At 40.9% G+C, this 15,348-nt stretch carries 14 protein-coding genes; 4 read left to right on the top strand and 10 right to left on the bottom strand.

Annotated elements, in window-relative coordinates:
- Positions 1–233: 233 nt before the first annotated feature.
- Complete coding sequence (locus tag ACIZ62_RS18675) at positions 234–1,268, bottom strand: AfsR/SARP family transcriptional regulator (protein ID WP_414150915.1); 1,035 nt, start codon at positions 1,266–1,268, stop codon at positions 234–236.
- Positions 1,269–1,300: 32 nt separating this feature from the next.
- The gene (locus ACIZ62_RS18680; RefSeq protein ID WP_414150916.1) at positions 1,301–1,534 is read right to left on the bottom strand and encodes a hypothetical protein; all 234 of its coding nucleotides are present in this window, start codon (positions 1,532–1,534) and stop codon (positions 1,301–1,303) included.
- Positions 1,535–1,791: 257 nt separating this feature from the next.
- Between ACIZ62_RS18680 and ACIZ62_RS18685 the strand changes: the two genes are divergently transcribed.
- The gene (locus ACIZ62_RS18685) at positions 1,792–4,971 is read left to right on the top strand and encodes a methyl-accepting chemotaxis protein (RefSeq protein ID WP_414150917.1); all 3,180 of its coding nucleotides are present in this window, start codon (positions 1,792–1,794) and stop codon (positions 4,969–4,971) included.
- Positions 4,972–5,282: 311 nt separating this feature from the next.
- Here the strand turns inward: ACIZ62_RS18685 and ACIZ62_RS18690 are convergent, their stop codons facing one another.
- The 8 genes from ACIZ62_RS18690 to ACIZ62_RS18725 form a co-directional block, all read right to left on the bottom strand.
- The gene (locus ACIZ62_RS18690) at positions 5,283–6,074 is read right to left on the bottom strand and encodes a FlxA-like family protein (protein ID WP_414150918.1); all 792 of its coding nucleotides are present in this window, start codon (positions 6,072–6,074) and stop codon (positions 5,283–5,285) included.
- Positions 6,075–6,246: 172 nt separating this feature from the next.
- The gene (locus tag ACIZ62_RS18695; protein WP_414150919.1) at positions 6,247–7,641 is read right to left on the bottom strand and encodes a sensor histidine kinase; all 1,395 of its coding nucleotides are present in this window, start codon (positions 7,639–7,641) and stop codon (positions 6,247–6,249) included.
- Complete coding sequence (locus ACIZ62_RS18700; RefSeq protein ID WP_414150920.1) at positions 7,642–8,358, bottom strand: LytR/AlgR family response regulator transcription factor; 717 nt, start codon at positions 8,356–8,358, stop codon at positions 7,642–7,644.
- Positions 8,359–8,585: 227 nt separating this feature from the next.
- Positions 8,586–9,698: a putative Ig domain-containing protein gene (locus ACIZ62_RS18705; RefSeq protein ID WP_414151880.1), complete on the bottom strand. Its 1,113-nt coding sequence runs from the start codon at positions 9,696–9,698 to the stop codon at positions 8,586–8,588.
- A 54-nt stretch (positions 9,699–9,752) separates the two neighbouring features.
- Positions 9,753–10,697 carry an alpha/beta fold hydrolase gene (locus ACIZ62_RS18710; RefSeq protein ID WP_414150921.1) on the bottom strand — a complete coding sequence of 315 codons (945 nt, stop codon included), beginning with the start codon at positions 10,695–10,697 and terminating at the stop codon, positions 9,753–9,755.
- 224 nt (positions 10,698–10,921) lie between these two features.
- Positions 10,922–11,470, bottom strand: a complete 549-nt coding sequence (locus tag ACIZ62_RS18715) for a ClbS/DfsB family four-helix bundle protein (protein ID WP_414150922.1) — start codon at positions 11,468–11,470, stop codon at positions 10,922–10,924.
- A gap of 167 nt (positions 11,471–11,637) precedes the next feature.
- A complete protein-coding gene (locus ACIZ62_RS18720; protein ID WP_414150923.1) occupies positions 11,638–12,075 on the bottom strand; it encodes a DUF1810 domain-containing protein in 438 nt (145 codons plus the stop codon).
- A gap of 37 nt (positions 12,076–12,112) precedes the next feature.
- Positions 12,113–12,862, bottom strand: coding sequence for a GNAT family N-acetyltransferase (locus tag ACIZ62_RS18725; protein ID WP_414150924.1), 750 nt, complete (start codon positions 12,860–12,862; stop codon positions 12,113–12,115).
- 292 nt (positions 12,863–13,154) lie between these two features.
- Here ACIZ62_RS18725 and ACIZ62_RS18730 point away from each other — a divergent pair, with 292 nt between their 5' ends.
- Genes ACIZ62_RS18730 through ACIZ62_RS18740 form a run of 3 tightly spaced genes read left to right on the top strand, consistent with a single transcriptional unit; the run spans position 13,155 to position 15,339 of the window.
- On the top strand, positions 13,155–13,859 hold the full coding sequence (locus ACIZ62_RS18730; protein ID WP_414150925.1) for a lantibiotic protection ABC transporter ATP-binding protein: 705 nt from the start codon (positions 13,155–13,157) through the stop codon (positions 13,857–13,859).
- Positions 13,859–14,620 (top strand): lantibiotic immunity ABC transporter MutE/EpiE family permease subunit, encoded by a 762-nt coding sequence (locus ACIZ62_RS18735; RefSeq protein ID WP_414150926.1) that lies wholly within the window; start codon positions 13,859–13,861, stop codon positions 14,618–14,620. The genes ACIZ62_RS18730 and ACIZ62_RS18735 overlap by 1 nt, the downstream gene beginning before the upstream one ends.
- Positions 14,617–15,339 (top strand): lantibiotic immunity ABC transporter MutG family permease subunit, encoded by a 723-nt coding sequence (locus ACIZ62_RS18740; RefSeq protein WP_414150927.1) that lies wholly within the window; start codon positions 14,617–14,619, stop codon positions 15,337–15,339. Before ACIZ62_RS18735 ends, ACIZ62_RS18740 begins: the two co-directional genes overlap by 4 nt.
- The last annotated feature ends 9 nt before the right edge of the window (positions 15,340–15,348 follow it).

Consider the following 15,348-nt stretch of genomic DNA (forward strand, 5'->3'; position numbering starts at 1 on the left):
AAAATACCACTTGCGACTGATGGAGCCTTAGCGGAAGTATCATAAAAAAGCCGCCCTCCTGCTGGTACGGGAAGAGCAGCTTGCTTAACGAAGGGGCGCTTTTGTAACATGACAGCCGAAATGTCCTTTCATCACAATATCCGTAAGCCGGACAACCAAGGGATAAAGGCGTATCTTGAAATCGCTTTTGAAGCTTGGTGCCACCAAAAGCTTCATCTGTGTAGGTCTCGAAATTAAAGATCCGTTTTAACATTTTTATTGTTCCGACTGACCTCCACGGAATCTTGATACTTTTTATAAAGCCCCTGGATAGAAGGTGAAGGGGTTTGATCCAACTCCATTAAGAATAACGCTTTCAATTCTTTATAATGATCAACAAAAGAAATATAGTCCTGATCAAAAAGATAGGCCTGCAGCAGCAATTCGTGATAGTTTTCATTGAAATTATCAATTTCAATAAGCTTGCAAAGAACTCGTTCTGTTGAAGGATAATTGCGTTTGAAAAAATAATATCTGGCAAGCGTAAACACATATTTTTCATACTGTTTCCGATAAAAAGCAGACTGTGAGGTCGCCCATAAGTAATCGTTTTCAGCCAGATAATCACTCTCATATAATAAAATAACTTGCTCGATTTTATCCACTTCCTCATCATCGAAATTTTCATAGTCGACTCCGACCGTTTTAATCATGCTTCTTAATTCTGCCAGATCAGAATGAATATTTTGGACATCGTAACAGTAAAAACCATTAATTAACTCCAATTGAAAAGATATTCCGGCTGATTTTAAATCTTTTTTTAAATTATAAGTGTTTGTGTGAAGATATTTTGCGGCTTTTTCGATACCAAGATCCGGCCAAAGCGATTCTAGTATTTTATCTTTTGAAACGTAGGGCTTGTCATTTTCGATTAAAAAAGCAAATAACTCTTCGGTTTTGGTCGTTCGCCATTTTATTGGTTTTTTAACGTGACTGTTCAAGACCCTGAATTTTCCAAAAAAATATACCTGCAGTTCCGGTTTGTCATTATCAACGACCTGAAATTCTTTTATCAGAATAAGCTGACTTTTAATCGTTTCTATCAGTTCTTGCTGATGGATTTTTTGGGTCGTCACATTTCGCGAAACGCCGATCATAACAACTGAATGGGTATTTTCATTAAAATCCAAACGGGTCGACATTTCAATATGTTTAATGGATCCATCCTGATTATATTGTTGATACTCACTAAGATCATAAACAATGTTGTCACTTCTGTTGCCATCCATATACTGTAGATAACGATAATAACAGGCACTTTCTATTTTTTCCAGAGATTCGCTAGTAAAAAAGGCTTCTGCTTTTTTTTCATTGCTTCATCCGCTGTCAATCCTCCTAATTGGGATGAGGAGGCGTTGATGTACAAAAAACGCTTCATATCAAAATCATAGATCCAGACACAGTCTTTCATTTTTTCCATACTAACCCGAGATTTCGTTTTTACCATATCAACCTGAGATCTTATTCTTTGATTATTCATCAGTATTTTGTCCATTTAGTCCTTTCTTACATCGTTTTATTAACCAGGATTCTTGTTGAGAATCTGTTGTTCTAATTATAGTATAGTTCTAATCACTGTGGCTATCAAGGTTAAAACAGAAGATATATAAATGAAAATAATTTTAAATGAATATAACAACAAGATGTCTCATATTAAATTATTTAAAAGTGATAAAATGACAAGCACTTTAATTCAAACATAAAAAAAGAAATCGTGATGGCTACATCCACAAAAATTTGAAGGGAGAAAAAATGAAGACAGCAAGAAATAATTCAGTAAACAAACAGCACGAGAGCGAAACTTTTAGCATCAAAATGCGCCTAACCACTAAACTGATCCTCCTAACCGTTCTCACTTTGGCGGCAGCTGTGATTGCACTGGGGATTCTTATTGTCAACGCCGGGTCAGCCATTATTGAAGAGAGTACAAAAAAGGATGGACTGGAATATGTGGAAGAGTCAGCCAGTTATATTGGGACCGTTATTCAGGCCAATCTGGATATACTAAGTGAAGTGGCCCTTAATGAGAATACTGTCAGTACAGATTTCAATACCCTGGTAGCCTCCTTTTCAGGAGATGTAGAACGGCTGGGCTATGAGGATATGGCGGTGATTGACACCAGCGGTCATGGAAAATATAGTCTCAGTGGCGGTGAGTTTGATGTGCCTAATGAGGTCTGGTACCAGGAAGCGTTAAAAGGAAATGCCTATATTTCAGATGTTGCTATCAGTCAGGTGACAAAAAAACCGGCCTTTTTTGAAGTGGTGCCCATCAAAAAAGGCAATCAGGTTGTGGGGGTTCTGCTAGGAAGACGGGATGCCAATTCTTTAAGTGCAATAACGAATAAGCTTGGCGATGGTGGAAACAAATACGGTTACATCATCAGTGCCAATGGCGGGATCATGGCTCATCCCAATGAACAGCTTGTGCAGGATCAGTACAATATTTTTAACGATATCGAGAAGGATGGTCCAAACGGCGTTGGTGCCATGTTTAAAGGGCTTGGTTCAAATGAAACCGCTGATTTTAATTATGAATATGAAAATGATACCAAGATGGCCTTTGTGTCGCAAGTCCCAGAAATGGACTGGACGCTGGTTATAACTGAATCTGAAGCCATCAGGCTGGCACCGATTGTAAAGCTGCGAAATACGATTATCATGTTCGCTGTGGTGATTTTGTTAGTCGGAGCAGTGATTACCTACATTGTTTCGAGACGCATCGCCAAACCGGTGATTGCTGCCAGTCAGATGATCAAAGAAATCAATGCGGGTCATCTCAGTGAACGTCTTAAAATTACCTCTCAGGATGAAGTGGGCGAAATGACCCAATTACTGAATCGCCATGCGGACAATCTCCAGAGCTCAGTTATTGATCTGATGAGAAAAATTTCCAACGGCGATGTTTCTACAACAATTGAAGTTACTGATCCTCGTGATGAAATTACACCAGTATTAAAACAAACCGTGGAAACCATCCGGGGACTGATTGCTGAAGCCACCATGCTGTCAAATTCCGCCCTGGCCGGTCGCTGGGAGACCCGCGGCGATGAAGATGCGTTTAAGGGTGGGTTTAAAGAAATTGTTCAGGGCGTTAATGCCACTCTGGACACTGTGGTTGATAAGATGGTCTGGTATGAGGCAATCATCGATTCGGTACCCCTCCCACTGCATGTTACCGATACTAACATGAAATGGGCATTCATGAACAAGGCCTTTGAAGCATTGATGATTGAAAACAGAGTGATTACCGATCGCAAATCAGCAGTTGGTAAAGATTGCTGGCAAGCTGGTGCGGATATTTGTCAAACCGAGAACTGCGGAATCAAGCAGTTGGTTGATCAGGGCATTGGTGAATCTTACTTTGACTGGCACGACCGAAACAACAAGCAAAACACGGTTTATCTAAGAAATGCCACGGGTGAAAATGTCGGTTTTGTGGAAATAATAACAGATCTGACTCCGATCATTCGCGTCAGCAATTATACCAGCACCGAAGTCGCGAGGCTGGCCAATAACCTGAGCCGTCTGGCCCGGGGCGATCTGGCCTTTGATTTGATCATCGGTGAAGCAGATGACTATACCGCTGAAGTGAGCACTCAGTTCACCGAAATTCGAAACAGTCTCTCTGAAGTGAAAGAATCGGTTGATCACTTGATTGTGGATGCTACTGCTCTGGCCCAGGCCGGAATTGATGGAGAATTGGAGACCAGAGCCGATGTCAGCCAACATCAGGGCGATTTTGCCCGGATAGTGGAAGGGATTAATGCCACCTTTGACGCGGTGGTGGCACCAATTCAGGAAGCTTCTGCAACCCTGAAAGAATTAGCTCAGGGAAATCTTAACGTCAGTATGGTAGGAAATTACAATGGCGATTATACCCAGATTAAAGATGATATGAATTTGACCGTTACCTTCCTGAAACGCTATGTTGATGAAATAACCAATACCCTCAACGAAATGGGTGAGGGTAATCTGGATCTGGAAATCACCAGTGACTATCAGGGTGACTTTCAGGCCATAAAAACAGCACTTAATGAGATCACATCAAATTTGAGTCAGACAATGTCAGATATTAACGAGTCCGCCGGTCAGGTCGAAGCTGGAGCGATCCAGATTTCTGACGGCGGCCAGGCCCTGGCGCAGGGAACCACCGAACAAGCCAGCTCCATCCAGGAACTGACAGCATCGATTGAAGAAGTGGCTGGCGAAACCAAACAGAATGCTAGAAATGCCAATAACGCCAATGAATTGGCTTCTGAAGTAAAAACCAATGCTGAGGTTGGCAATGTACAGATGGCTCAGATGGTAACCGCCATGGTCGAAATTAATGAGGCCTCGGGTAATATTTCAAAAATCATCAAGGTTATCGATGATATTGCCTTCCAAACCAATATTCTGGCTCTCAATGCGGCAGTGGAAGCCGCCCGGGCTGGACAGCATGGCAAGGGCTTTGCCGTCGTGGCCGAAGAGGTGCGAACTCTGGCGGCTCGAAGTGCAGAAGCCGTTAAGGAGACGACCGCTCTCATTGAAGGTTCGATTTCAAAAACTGAGGCTGGTTCACAAATTGCCGGTCAAACAGCCGAAAGCTTAAAAGAAATTCTGAATCAGATTGAAAAAGTAACACAGCTTGTCGGTGATATTGCCCAGGCATCCAATGATCAGGCTTCTGAAATTGCCCAGATCAATCAGGGGATTGAGCAGGTTTCCCAGGTGGTGCAAACCAACTCAGCCACGGCTGAAGAAAGTGCCGCTGCCAGTGAAGAATTATCTGGTCAGGCGGAAATCCTCAAGCAGATGGTGGGAGCTTTCAGACTTAAAGAAAACGGCTCAAAAAAAAACGTTAGAACCATCGTACGATCAGAATCGAAGCAGGTAATTCCGAAGACCACACAAATTAATATTGTTTTAGATGATAAGGATAAGTATTAATAGCGATCGGATTCTGGCAAATTTAAAAACGGGAAAGTAGCAAAACAGCTACTTTCCCGTTTTTTGTATACGAGGCATGTTGCCGAGCAAATAGTCTGAAAGAAGAATTTGAAATGCTTCTGCCATTCGTACATTCGTCAATTCACCTCGTTTTAACCACCCTACCTGTATTATAAAGAACTAGAGGGATTTCTGCTTGATTTCACTTGCCAATTTCATTTACATTATATCACCTATAAGACGCGGTTGACGTATGGCTATTTGTGGCTCTACACCTACCAATACCACAAGAGTCTCCACCTGCTATCGATTTAAACCCTGATATCCATCGACTTAACGCCTAAAAAAGCCGAATGTTCAAATATCGCTTGATTACCCGTGCCAGCAGATAACGCGGCATTTTCATCCGTCTCTGTGTTAGCAACTGTCGGTGTCTTCGTGGTCTTGTTACTTTCCATCTTATCGGTACTTTCTTCTGTCTTATCTGTCTTGTCTGTCTTATCTGTTTCTGACATTTCATCATTGGCATCCGCAAGTGCTGCTATCTGGGAAGACGTTGCATTCTTAATATTTTCTTGCGCGTCTGTCAGCTCTGCTTCTTGAGATGTTGTCGAAGCACCTCTACTTTTGTTCAGCTTTATTTCACTTTCCAGAACGCCGACACGCCCATTTAAGTTTGTTACAACACGTTCTTGCACCTGGGCCTGCTTCATCACATGATCTCCAGATATCACCGCTCTCATATCAGCCTGAGACAGGCCTGTTCCCTTGACGTTTTGAGCGGCACTTTTCGCTTTTGGTTGGCCGCCCTGAAGATCATCCGTCGATGAATCGGCTGATTGGAGCTTCTCCTTTCTAAGCTCAATCTGACGTTGTCTTAATTGTTTATTCAAATCACTAATTTTCTGATTGATTTCCTGACGCTTTTTCATCTTCTCTTCAGGACTTAACTGGTCATTTTCAGCAAGTTCCTGTAATTGTTTCTGCGCATTTTCAATCTGCTTCTGGATATTTTTTGTTTGCGCATCCGTTCCTGCGGGTACGCCTGCCGATCTTCCTAAAAAATTAGTTGAACCACTACTTAACGCACTTCCTACCTGCATAATGATTGCCTCCTTATAATTTGATAATCGATTTTCTATCTCTGTTTTCGGCTTCAAGGCGAGGTAGATGAGCAAGACGTAGTGAATCATCTTATTTTTGTAGTAAAGTACTTTACTTAACCCACCAACTAATAAGTTTAGCCCTTGTGACAGACTTTATTGCACTCATTCTTTATTCGATCATGATCATAATCGTTAAATGAAAGCTATTTTTCGTTAGCTCTATTTCAATATCGCCATAATACTTTTTGGTTACTTCGCGCAAATTTGTCAGACCCATACCGTGGAAATTGGCATCATTTTTTGATGTCAGGGGCAGCCCACTGGTTTCATCCATTTCGATTGAGCCACAATAGCTATTCTCTACCATCAGTAAATACGTATTTTTCTTTCTGAACGATTCAATCGAGACAAAACCGTTCGCACCTTTTTCACTTGCTTCAATCGCATTTTCAAGCGCATTATTCAGGATGATACTCAAATCAAAGGCATCAATATTGGTGTCTACCGGAAACGCAAATTTTGACTGAAATTTAATGTTTTTCTTAACCGCTTCGTTGTATTTTCCATTAATAATGACATCTGTTATCGGATTGCCGGTTTTAAAATGATGATCCAAAATTTCCGCAGCCTTATTCATCGAACTTAAATATTCACTCGCTTCGTCATAGTTTTTCTGTTCCATCAGACTTTTGACTGTTGTGACATGATTTTTGATATCATGTTTTAATCCGCGCATTCGCTGGTAAAGCGATTCAATTTCGCTAATATGTGATTGAATGTCTTTTATCTGACTCTGCAATCGATACTGCTTTTGCTCTTCTTGCTTTTTTTGCTCCAGATTTTGAAAAAGAACGATCACAACAATGATTGTCATTAACGAAATAAAGTCACTTAAGAACCTGAAAAGATAAAAATAAGGCGACGAGCTATAGAGATCGATTCCCAACATATTTTCATAGACCTTATTATAACTGCGCATAATGACATAGCTAAGCAGTCCTGATATTGCGGGCACTAATAAAAAAATGGTTTCCTTGAAGCTATATCGCGCCTTTTTGTAAACAAATGTTTTAATAATAAATAATACCGGAATGCCAACAAAAATACAATTGACAACGAAATCGAATAGTGTTAAACCGACATAGAGGATGAAATTGTATTTCCACAATTCAGCGGAAGAAGTATCGATCATGTTCTGTGCCGCATCAGAAATAGGAATATAAATACAGCTTCCCATCGATAATCCCAGCCAGCGTACCGCAAAAAAAGTAACGGAAACAAATAACTTAATCTGCGTATTTCCTCTGTATATACAAAGCATTGCTAGAAATGAAACAATCATTCCAATAAAATATACAACCGTATTTTCAAGTTCATAGGGAATAAAATACATCAGCATAACACTTACAAAATACACGATACCGACGATGTACGACTTACTATTCTTCTGTTTTAAAAATGCCCGGGTCATCTTATCCAAAAAAAAGGCTGTCATGGCCTGGAGCCCGATTGTATAAAAGATTGAAACAATCCGATAATACCCTTCGATCGTTTCAGCATTCATTTACATGATCTTCCTTTTTGAATATTTTAAATAGTGTTTTACAAATTCTCCGTATTTTTGTTTTGCCATCATGATATTCTCGCCATTTTCCAAGGTGACTGATGTCGCATTGTACTTTAGGATGTATTTCATATTAACTAAAAAAGACCGGTGAATTCGTGCGAAATCATCGCCCAGGCTTTGCGCTAAGTCCGAAAGTTTCGCGTAGAATTCGAGCGTACTGTCGGCCTTATGTAAAATCACCTTGCGATTATCGGATTCGATATAAATAATTTCGTTTCGATAAATCTTATTTGTTGTCGTTCCGATCTTGACAGTGATACTTTTTTCTTCTGGCATTAACTGTTCCAATGTGCTTGTTTCATGCCATTTTGCAATTGCACATTTTAGCACCTCAAAAAATTTAACTTTATCAATCGGTTTTACCAGATAATGAAATGCGCCAACATCAAATGCCTGAAAAATATATTCTTCCAAAGCCGTAATAAAAATAATAATGGACTGGGAACCGTTTTTTCTAAGCTGCCTGGCAATATCCATACCATTTCTACCACCCAGGTGGATATCAAGAAAAATTAAATCAAATGCCTTTCGATCATCCAGCAATTCTTCTCCTGATCGATATAACGTTACGAAACAATCTGGCGAAAATATTTTTACATATCTCGCGATCATATTTCTTATTTCATTTTCATCATCACAAATAGCAATTTGCATTAAAACTCGCCTCCAAACAACGATTATCAATATTTCGCACATAAATCAGGGCAAAAACCAGGCATTATTTGTCTGGTTTTTACCCGTTTTCCGTTCCACAATACCCTATTGTAGCATATTGTTACTAACATTCCTATTGACAAATCCGTATCTGCTATTTTGAAGTTCGAAACGATATAATTAATCTTCTTGATTTTTAATCAACTCACACAGCGCCTGATACGCCGTCAGATCGGTCTCATTTTTGACCACCTTACCAGCAGCGCCTCCAGCCGCAGGGCACTGCCAACCGTCCCCAGCTTCTCGCCATCGGTATACCAGGTGGCGCTTTCGGTCGGCAGGTCGCCGACATTCTGGATATGGCCGCGGTAGTAAACGCTGTAACCCGGATACGGCTGGCCATCTTTGTCGGTCAGCACCAGTTTGACCGCTTCAATCCGCAGGCTTTCACCACGGGTGCCGGCGTAGGTGCCGTCTTTAGGCCAGTCAGTACAATTATTCTCGTCATAAAGCCAGCCTTTGTTCTCGACATGGACGTTATAACGCAGTTCCATCCCGGCCGGAACAGTATCCTCAAGGCGGATTTCAAAACCCTCAATCCGCTTGCTCTGGCCAACCGTTCCGATTGGTTCGGGGCTGTTAACCCAACTACCATCAAGCGGGTAGTCGCCAATATTCTGAATATGTCCGCGATAGGCCACCGTCACTGGTACTTCTGTCACTGGTACTTCTGTCACTGGTGCTTCCGTCACTGGTGCTTCCGTCACTGTAAAGCTTAGCGCTATTGAAGCAGAAGCGCCATGTGTTCCGGCAATGCTGAGGCTTTCGTTATAACTACCTGCCACAAGCCCTGGTTTTGGCTGGATCGTAAAGGTAACTGTTTCATCTTTATTCAAACGATTATGACTAAGCGCACCAATGACGTAATGCTCAGAAGTTGGCTGAGTCAGCGTCACGCTTTGATCGCCGGTATTTTTGACCGTCACGGTCTGTATCGGAGGGGTGGTGTAGCCTGCTGTCAAGCTCCCGAAGCTAATGGCGTTCGATGTGGTAGCAATCGGTGTAATGGGTACTTCCGGATCCGGTGTTGGTGAATCTCCACCGTCATGCCCACTTGATGCTGAGCTTATGTTGATACTCAATGCCTTTGTATCATCGCCGGCGCTGTTCTCGGCTTTGACGGTGAAGTTGAACGAACCTGCCACTGTCGGCATGCCGCTGATGCAGCCAGTGTTCTCTTCGAGTGTCAAACCGTTCGGCAGATCGCCGCTGTCTATTCTCCAAGTGATCGGCGAATCGCCAGTGGCCGTAAGGGACTTGCTGTAAGCGGTACCGACCACGCCGTTAGCCAATGCGTTTGTAGTGATTGTCGGAGCCGCCTTGACCGTGATATTTTAACTCACCGATTGATTATCCGTGGTGTAGGTAATGGTAACCGCACTATCGGTGGTGGAAAGTCCGGTGCCATTTACCAGACTAACAATAGCTTCAACTATGCATTTCCATGTTCCCACAGGCATATCATGTCCCATCCCTTCGATCAAAAGTAATTTAGCCTCAGGTATTGTGTGTGCTGTATCTTTTCCTGCTTCCACAGGAAACAGTACATCTGCGGTCCCGTGAATTACCAGCGTTGGAATTGTTAATAACGAAAGGTGTTGTCTCCGATCCCCATTAGCAACCAACGCTGCATTTTGGCGTACAGCTCCTTGTGGATAATAAGAACGGTCATAGCTTTCTTCACAATACCGCCTTGCACGTTCTTCTTCAAAAGGAAATCCCTTACTCCAAATGTTTTTCCACATACGTAAGCTATAATCAATATATGCATCCCGGCCAGTTGGCGGTGTTGCTGTAACAATTGCCAATGTTTCTGGTGATATTTGCGGATTATTCGGATTACCTGTAGATGACATAATAGAAATTAAACTATATATACGCAAAGGATGCCTATAGGCAAAAACCTGAGCAATCGTGCCTCCCATCGAAGCGCCACAGATGTGAGCTTTCTTTATTTCCAACGCATCTAGCAAACCAGCCACGTCATCCGCCATATCTTCCAATGTATATGCTGTCTTAATTGGTTTTCCCTCTTGCGCTTCCTGGTATATTTTTTCCATATCAGGAATACCCGCCGCATCGAATTTTGTAGATAATCCCGCATCGCGGTTATCAAAGCGGATCACTTGTAAATTATCTTTTGCAAGCATTTCACAAAAATCCGGCTCCCAAAAATTTAGCTGAGCACCATTTCCTGCAATAAGCACTATTGTAGGATTTGTTTTTTTTCCAAATATTTCGTATTCAATTTGTATGCCATTTGCTTTTACGTGTGCCATACCCTATACCTCCGTTATTCCGCTTAATATTTTAATATTGATATCGTCTTAATCAAGAAAGTATCACTAAAGCCTACTATATTTATTCCTGTTTGTCTACATACTTTCTATAAAGACTCCTTATCAGGCACTGGCAAATAATCTCAGCAAATGCCCAATTTTTAAGGATTGCCGCTGGTTCCGAAACGTCCCCCGTGTCACGCAAGCCATCAAAAACTCTCTGGCTAGTTTTTGATACCCTTACAATTTTTAATATGTGCTTTGATTTTTTTCATCGCCCAATCATAATGACTTGCTGTCGCACTTACAAAATATGAACCCAAGGTGCTTCCGCCAACCCATTTATAGATCCCTTTTGTAAACAGTTCTTCATTTGTAAAGGTATCCGCTAACTTTAGAACATCCTGATGTGATTTTTCAAACATTTCTTTAGATTGATCAAGTGAAGTGTTCTGGTGCTTTTCAAAAAAAGCCACATTCATCGCTCCATATGTTTTCCAGTTGTACGGAGTCGGCAAAAAAGCTCTATCTTCACCTTTCATATTGGCATCCACCCAATTCAAAACAAGCTGATGCCATTCATATAGATGCACCAGAACGTCGCGAAGATTTTTATCTCTTCCCCAATGGGCTTCTTTTTTTCGGTCATCATCTGAAAAATTAAATGCGATCGATAATTCTTTTTCGGTCATTGAATCAATCAGTCGATTCAGTTTTTGATAATTATTATCTGCTTCCACCATCAAGCTGGGCTTAGTTATTGGTCTGGCCATCTTCATTTCTCCCTGCATTTTTAATTATATTGTAACATCTTAAATATGACAGCATAACGTCATATTATAAATAATATTTCTCAAAGAACTTCATCCGGTTTCTGATCCTCTTTTGCGAAGACCAGTTTAGCGAAGCCATTGTCATGCTTATCGTGTTTTTATCAAAATCATTCAGCTTGATCGGTTGTTTCTCCCATATCTAATTGATCGGCAGTGACTTCATCCAACTGACCACCAAAAAATTTATCCAGCACCGCCTTAAAGGTCGGATTCCCATCAACCAGATAAAACAGCGTCATTGATGATTTCAGCTTCACATCATCAGGCTTGCCAAACACTGCATTGGCATCACGAGACTCAAGCTTCAGCAGTTCCCCGGAAATCTCCAGCAAACGCGAACCCAGCAGCGGGTGCGCCAGATACGCCTTGGCTTCTTGGCGATTCGCAATGCCATAATACCGAGCCGTTTCACTCCGACCCAGCCCTTTAAGCTGGGGAAAAACATACCACATCCAATGGCTGCGCTTGCGACCATTTTTTATTTCCGTTAATGCCTGCCAATAGCTTTCTTCCTGCGCTTTAACAAAGCGTTCAACTGTGTCCATCTGTTGTTCCTCTCCTTCGTTTAAATTACGCTACTTTTCAATGTTTAAGTATTCTCTTTAAGTAGGCGACATCTAACAAATTCACGGTCTCAAATTTTCCTTTATAAAACACTCCCCAATTATTGAAAACGCAAGGCAGATCCTTGGCTTTTTTTAGCGTATCCACTTGAATTAACGATACCGGCACCTCATTTGTTTCACAATACTGTTTGATCTTCTCAATGTTTTGATAGATATAAGGGCATTGCATATCATAATAAATGGTGAGCTCTTTACTTTGTATTTCCTGAGTTTTAACATTGTGGGCGAACTTTGGCGTTGTTTTGTCAAAAGAAAGGGCCAGCAATTCATATCCATTATCGGTGGTATCAACAACCCCAAAGCCGAAATTCTTCACAAATGATTGATCCGAAAGCCAGGCTTTTTGTTTTTTTGCTCCGAGCATACAAAGGCCGGATTTACCCTTTTCTTTGGCATCAGCCAAACAATAATCCAGCAGCAATTTCCCATACCCTTTTCCTTTATGACTACCAGCGACCCATAAGCAATACAGATAAAAATAATTATCGCCCGTTATCGGAACCCAAGCGGTTTCAAGCGGCGCATATTCAATAAAAACTGTCGCCTTTTCATTTAACTTCCTAAAGACATGTCCTTCACTTAGCCTTGCTGACAGCCATTGTCGCTTTGCGTCAATACCGTGATGGGGCTTTTTACTACGGATAATGCAGCATAAATGCTCTTCCGCAAGATTTTCTGTTGTTAAGTTTACAAACTCAGTATTCATGTATAGCCTCGCTTTACATCAAAATTTTTTTTGTCTAAATCGCCAAAGCAGACAAAACGTCCCGTCATCATCAGTCGTTTTAATTTCTGTTATTCTGTCGTTGTTTTCTTAATTCTAAACTTTTTGTGCTGCGATAGCAAATTTTTTCATCTGTCGATAAATTTTTGAGAAAGCACCCGCGTCTTTATAAAATCCTTAAAAAGGTTTGTTACCATAACAGTAACAAACACAAGGAGGGACACACCCCGATGGAACGGACACTGCACAAACCGGAATGTAAATGGAGGAAGTTATGACATACGAGTACATCATAAAAACTAATCATGTTTCTAAAAAATTTAAGAAGGCCGATGCAATAAAAGACTTATCGATGGCGGTAAGAAAAAATTCTGTCTATGGCTTATTAGGACCGAATGGTGCTGGCAAATCAACCTTATTAAAGATGATTACCGGCATTATCCGGCCAACTTCAGGCGAAATATCATTCAACAATCACCCGTGGACGCGAAAAGATTTATTGACTATTGGTTCGTTGATCGAATCACCGCCACTGTATGAGAATTTAACGGCATTCGAAAATTTAAAAGTACGAGCAACGCTGATGGGGATTTCAACAAAAAGATGTCATGAGGTGTTACGACAGATGGACTTAGCGGATACTAAAAATAAAAAGACTTCCGATTTTTCATTGGGAATGAAACAGCGATTGGGTATCGCATTAGCACTGCTGAACAAGCCTAAATTATTAGTCCTAGATGAACCAACAAACGGGTTAGATCCTTTTGGTATTGAAGAATTAAGGAAAATGATTAAAACCTTTGCGGCGTCTGGGATTTCTGTCATTATATCAAGTCATGTTTTAAGCGAAATACAACAGGTTGCCGATGACATCGGGATCTTATATAATGGATCACTCCTGTATCAGGATAAAATTGATGCCAATAAAAACCTGGAACAATTATTTATGGAGATCATCAGAAAGGAGCGTGCGTCCTGATGTTAGGCACCTATTTAACCGCCGAAAACTTGAAATTTAAACGCTCCCTATTTAAAAAACTGATGATCCTTATTCCGGCAGCTTTAATTTTAATATCGATGGTATTTATATTTGTTGGGATTGGATTAGGTGGTTTTTCAAGCGCGTTGGTTTGCAACTGGTGTATGCCAATAGCGTCTTTGTCGATTGTGTTTTTAAGTCATTTAGTGAATAATAAGGATCAAAAGCACAACTACCGAACGCTTTATAGTTTGCCCATCAACTTGCAGAAAACATTTATTGCTAAAACCATTTTGATCGCGCTTAATCTTTTTAACATCACTTTATTGCTATCACTGATCACGGTTATCTCTGAATGCTTCGTGTCAGGTATTTTATCTGCAATTGGTCATAGCGGATATTATCTTTTAGGATATGGCTTATTGTGGCTCTCCTTATTATGGCAGATCCCGTTTAGTTTATTTTTGGATCAAAAAGTCGGCTTTGTTGGTTCGGTGATCATAAATTTGTTCGCCAGCGCATTCGGCGGTTTGTTTTTTTCCTTGACACCTTTGTTCTGGTTTTTCCCATATAGCTGGCCGGCACGATTTATGGTGACATTATTTGGCGTTTTACCAAACGGATTATTGGTCGACGGCGGTTCAAGACTGATTTTAAATTTAGGCGAAAGTGCGTTGCTGGTATTGATAAGCTTGGTTGTCGCGTTTTTTCTTACCCTTTTATTTTCACGCTGGTACAGCAAGCAGGTGTATCGCCAATGACGATTATCAGGGAATTTTTTTCTAACTTTACCAAAATCAAACGCACACCAATTGTTTTATTGCATCTGCTACCGCCGATTGTGGTTACAACATTATTCCTGGTTTATTACGCTACTGGCGGATACCATCTTATTACTGATGTGCGGTTGTTTTTCGTCATCTTACAAATATGTTATCCGATTTTTGTCAGTATCGTTGTGCCAATTTTTATTAACTTAGATCGGAATAACAAAAATGCTCTGGGTTTAGTGGCTTCGCGGCGTAGCGTATACCTGGGGAAAGTGTTCTTTCTACTCTTTCTTTTCGCCATAAATATGGTATTATATGAACTGTGTTTCTATGTTGGCGTCAATTTTTTTCTGACTATTGACACCGCACCCGTTGGATCATATTTTTTCCTATTTCAGCTGTTTTTATTTGGTAACTTATTTTTATATTTACTACACATACCGATTGCTTTTCGGTTTGGTTCAAGTATTTCTGTTCTGTTAGGGCTATCGGGTACCATTTTAGCCGGATACTTTGAAAATGCGATTGGTGACAAGATTTGGCCGATCATTCCCTGGGAATGGGGTGTTCGGTTTTTAGAAAACTATTTTGACGTTTCTAATACACCCGTATTTCCGGGAATTATTTCTCTGATTATGATGACTTCGATTGTTCTGATTTTGTCACTATTCTGGTTTAGTCAATGGGAAGGTAACGTTATACAAGAGTAAAACGAGGAG

The sequence above is a fragment of the Acetobacterium carbinolicum genome, assembly GCF_047456275.1.
In the GTDB taxonomy this organism is placed as follows: domain Bacteria; phylum Bacillota; class Clostridia; order Eubacteriales; family Eubacteriaceae; genus Acetobacterium; species Acetobacterium carbinolicum.

Bases quoted from the DNA above. Each gene is read 5' to 3' on its own strand.
- ACIZ62_RS18690 (WP_414150918.1), bottom strand. From the start codon at position 6,074: ATGCAGGTAGGAAGTGCGTTAAGTAGTGGTTCAACTAATTTTTTAGGA.
- ACIZ62_RS18725 (WP_414150924.1), bottom strand. From the start codon at position 12,862: ATGAATACTGAGTTTGTAAACTTAACAACAGAAAATCTTGCGGAAGAG.
- ACIZ62_RS18680 (WP_414150916.1), bottom strand. From the start codon at position 1,534: ATGGACAAAATACTGATGAATAATCAAAGAATAAGATCTCAGGTTGAT.
- ACIZ62_RS18685 (WP_414150917.1), top strand. From the start codon at position 1,792: ATGAAGACAGCAAGAAATAATTCAGTAAACAAACAGCACGAGAGCGAA.
- ACIZ62_RS18735 (WP_414150926.1), top strand. From the start codon at position 13,859: ATGTTAGGCACCTATTTAACCGCCGAAAACTTGAAATTTAAACGCTCC.
- ACIZ62_RS18730 (WP_414150925.1), top strand. From the start codon at position 13,155: ATGACATACGAGTACATCATAAAAACTAATCATGTTTCTAAAAAATTT.
- ACIZ62_RS18695 (WP_414150919.1), bottom strand. From the start codon at position 7,641: ATGAATGCTGAAACGATCGAAGGGTATTATCGGATTGTTTCAATCTTT.
- ACIZ62_RS18715 (WP_414150922.1), bottom strand. From the start codon at position 11,470: ATGGCCAGACCAATAACTAAGCCCAGCTTGATGGTGGAAGCAGATAAT.
- ACIZ62_RS18700 (WP_414150920.1), bottom strand. From the start codon at position 8,358: ATGCAAATTGCTATTTGTGATGATGAAAATGAAATAAGAAATATGATC.
- ACIZ62_RS18710 (WP_414150921.1), bottom strand. From the start codon at position 10,697: ATGGCACACGTAAAAGCAAATGGCATACAAATTGAATACGAAATATTT.
- ACIZ62_RS18740 (WP_414150927.1), top strand. From the start codon at position 14,617: ATGACGATTATCAGGGAATTTTTTTCTAACTTTACCAAAATCAAACGC.
- ACIZ62_RS18675 (WP_414150915.1), bottom strand. From the start codon at position 1,268: ATGGATGGCAACAGAAGTGACAACATTGTTTATGATCTTAGTGAGTAT.
- ACIZ62_RS18720 (WP_414150923.1), bottom strand. From the start codon at position 12,075: ATGGACACAGTTGAACGCTTTGTTAAAGCGCAGGAAGAAAGCTATTGG.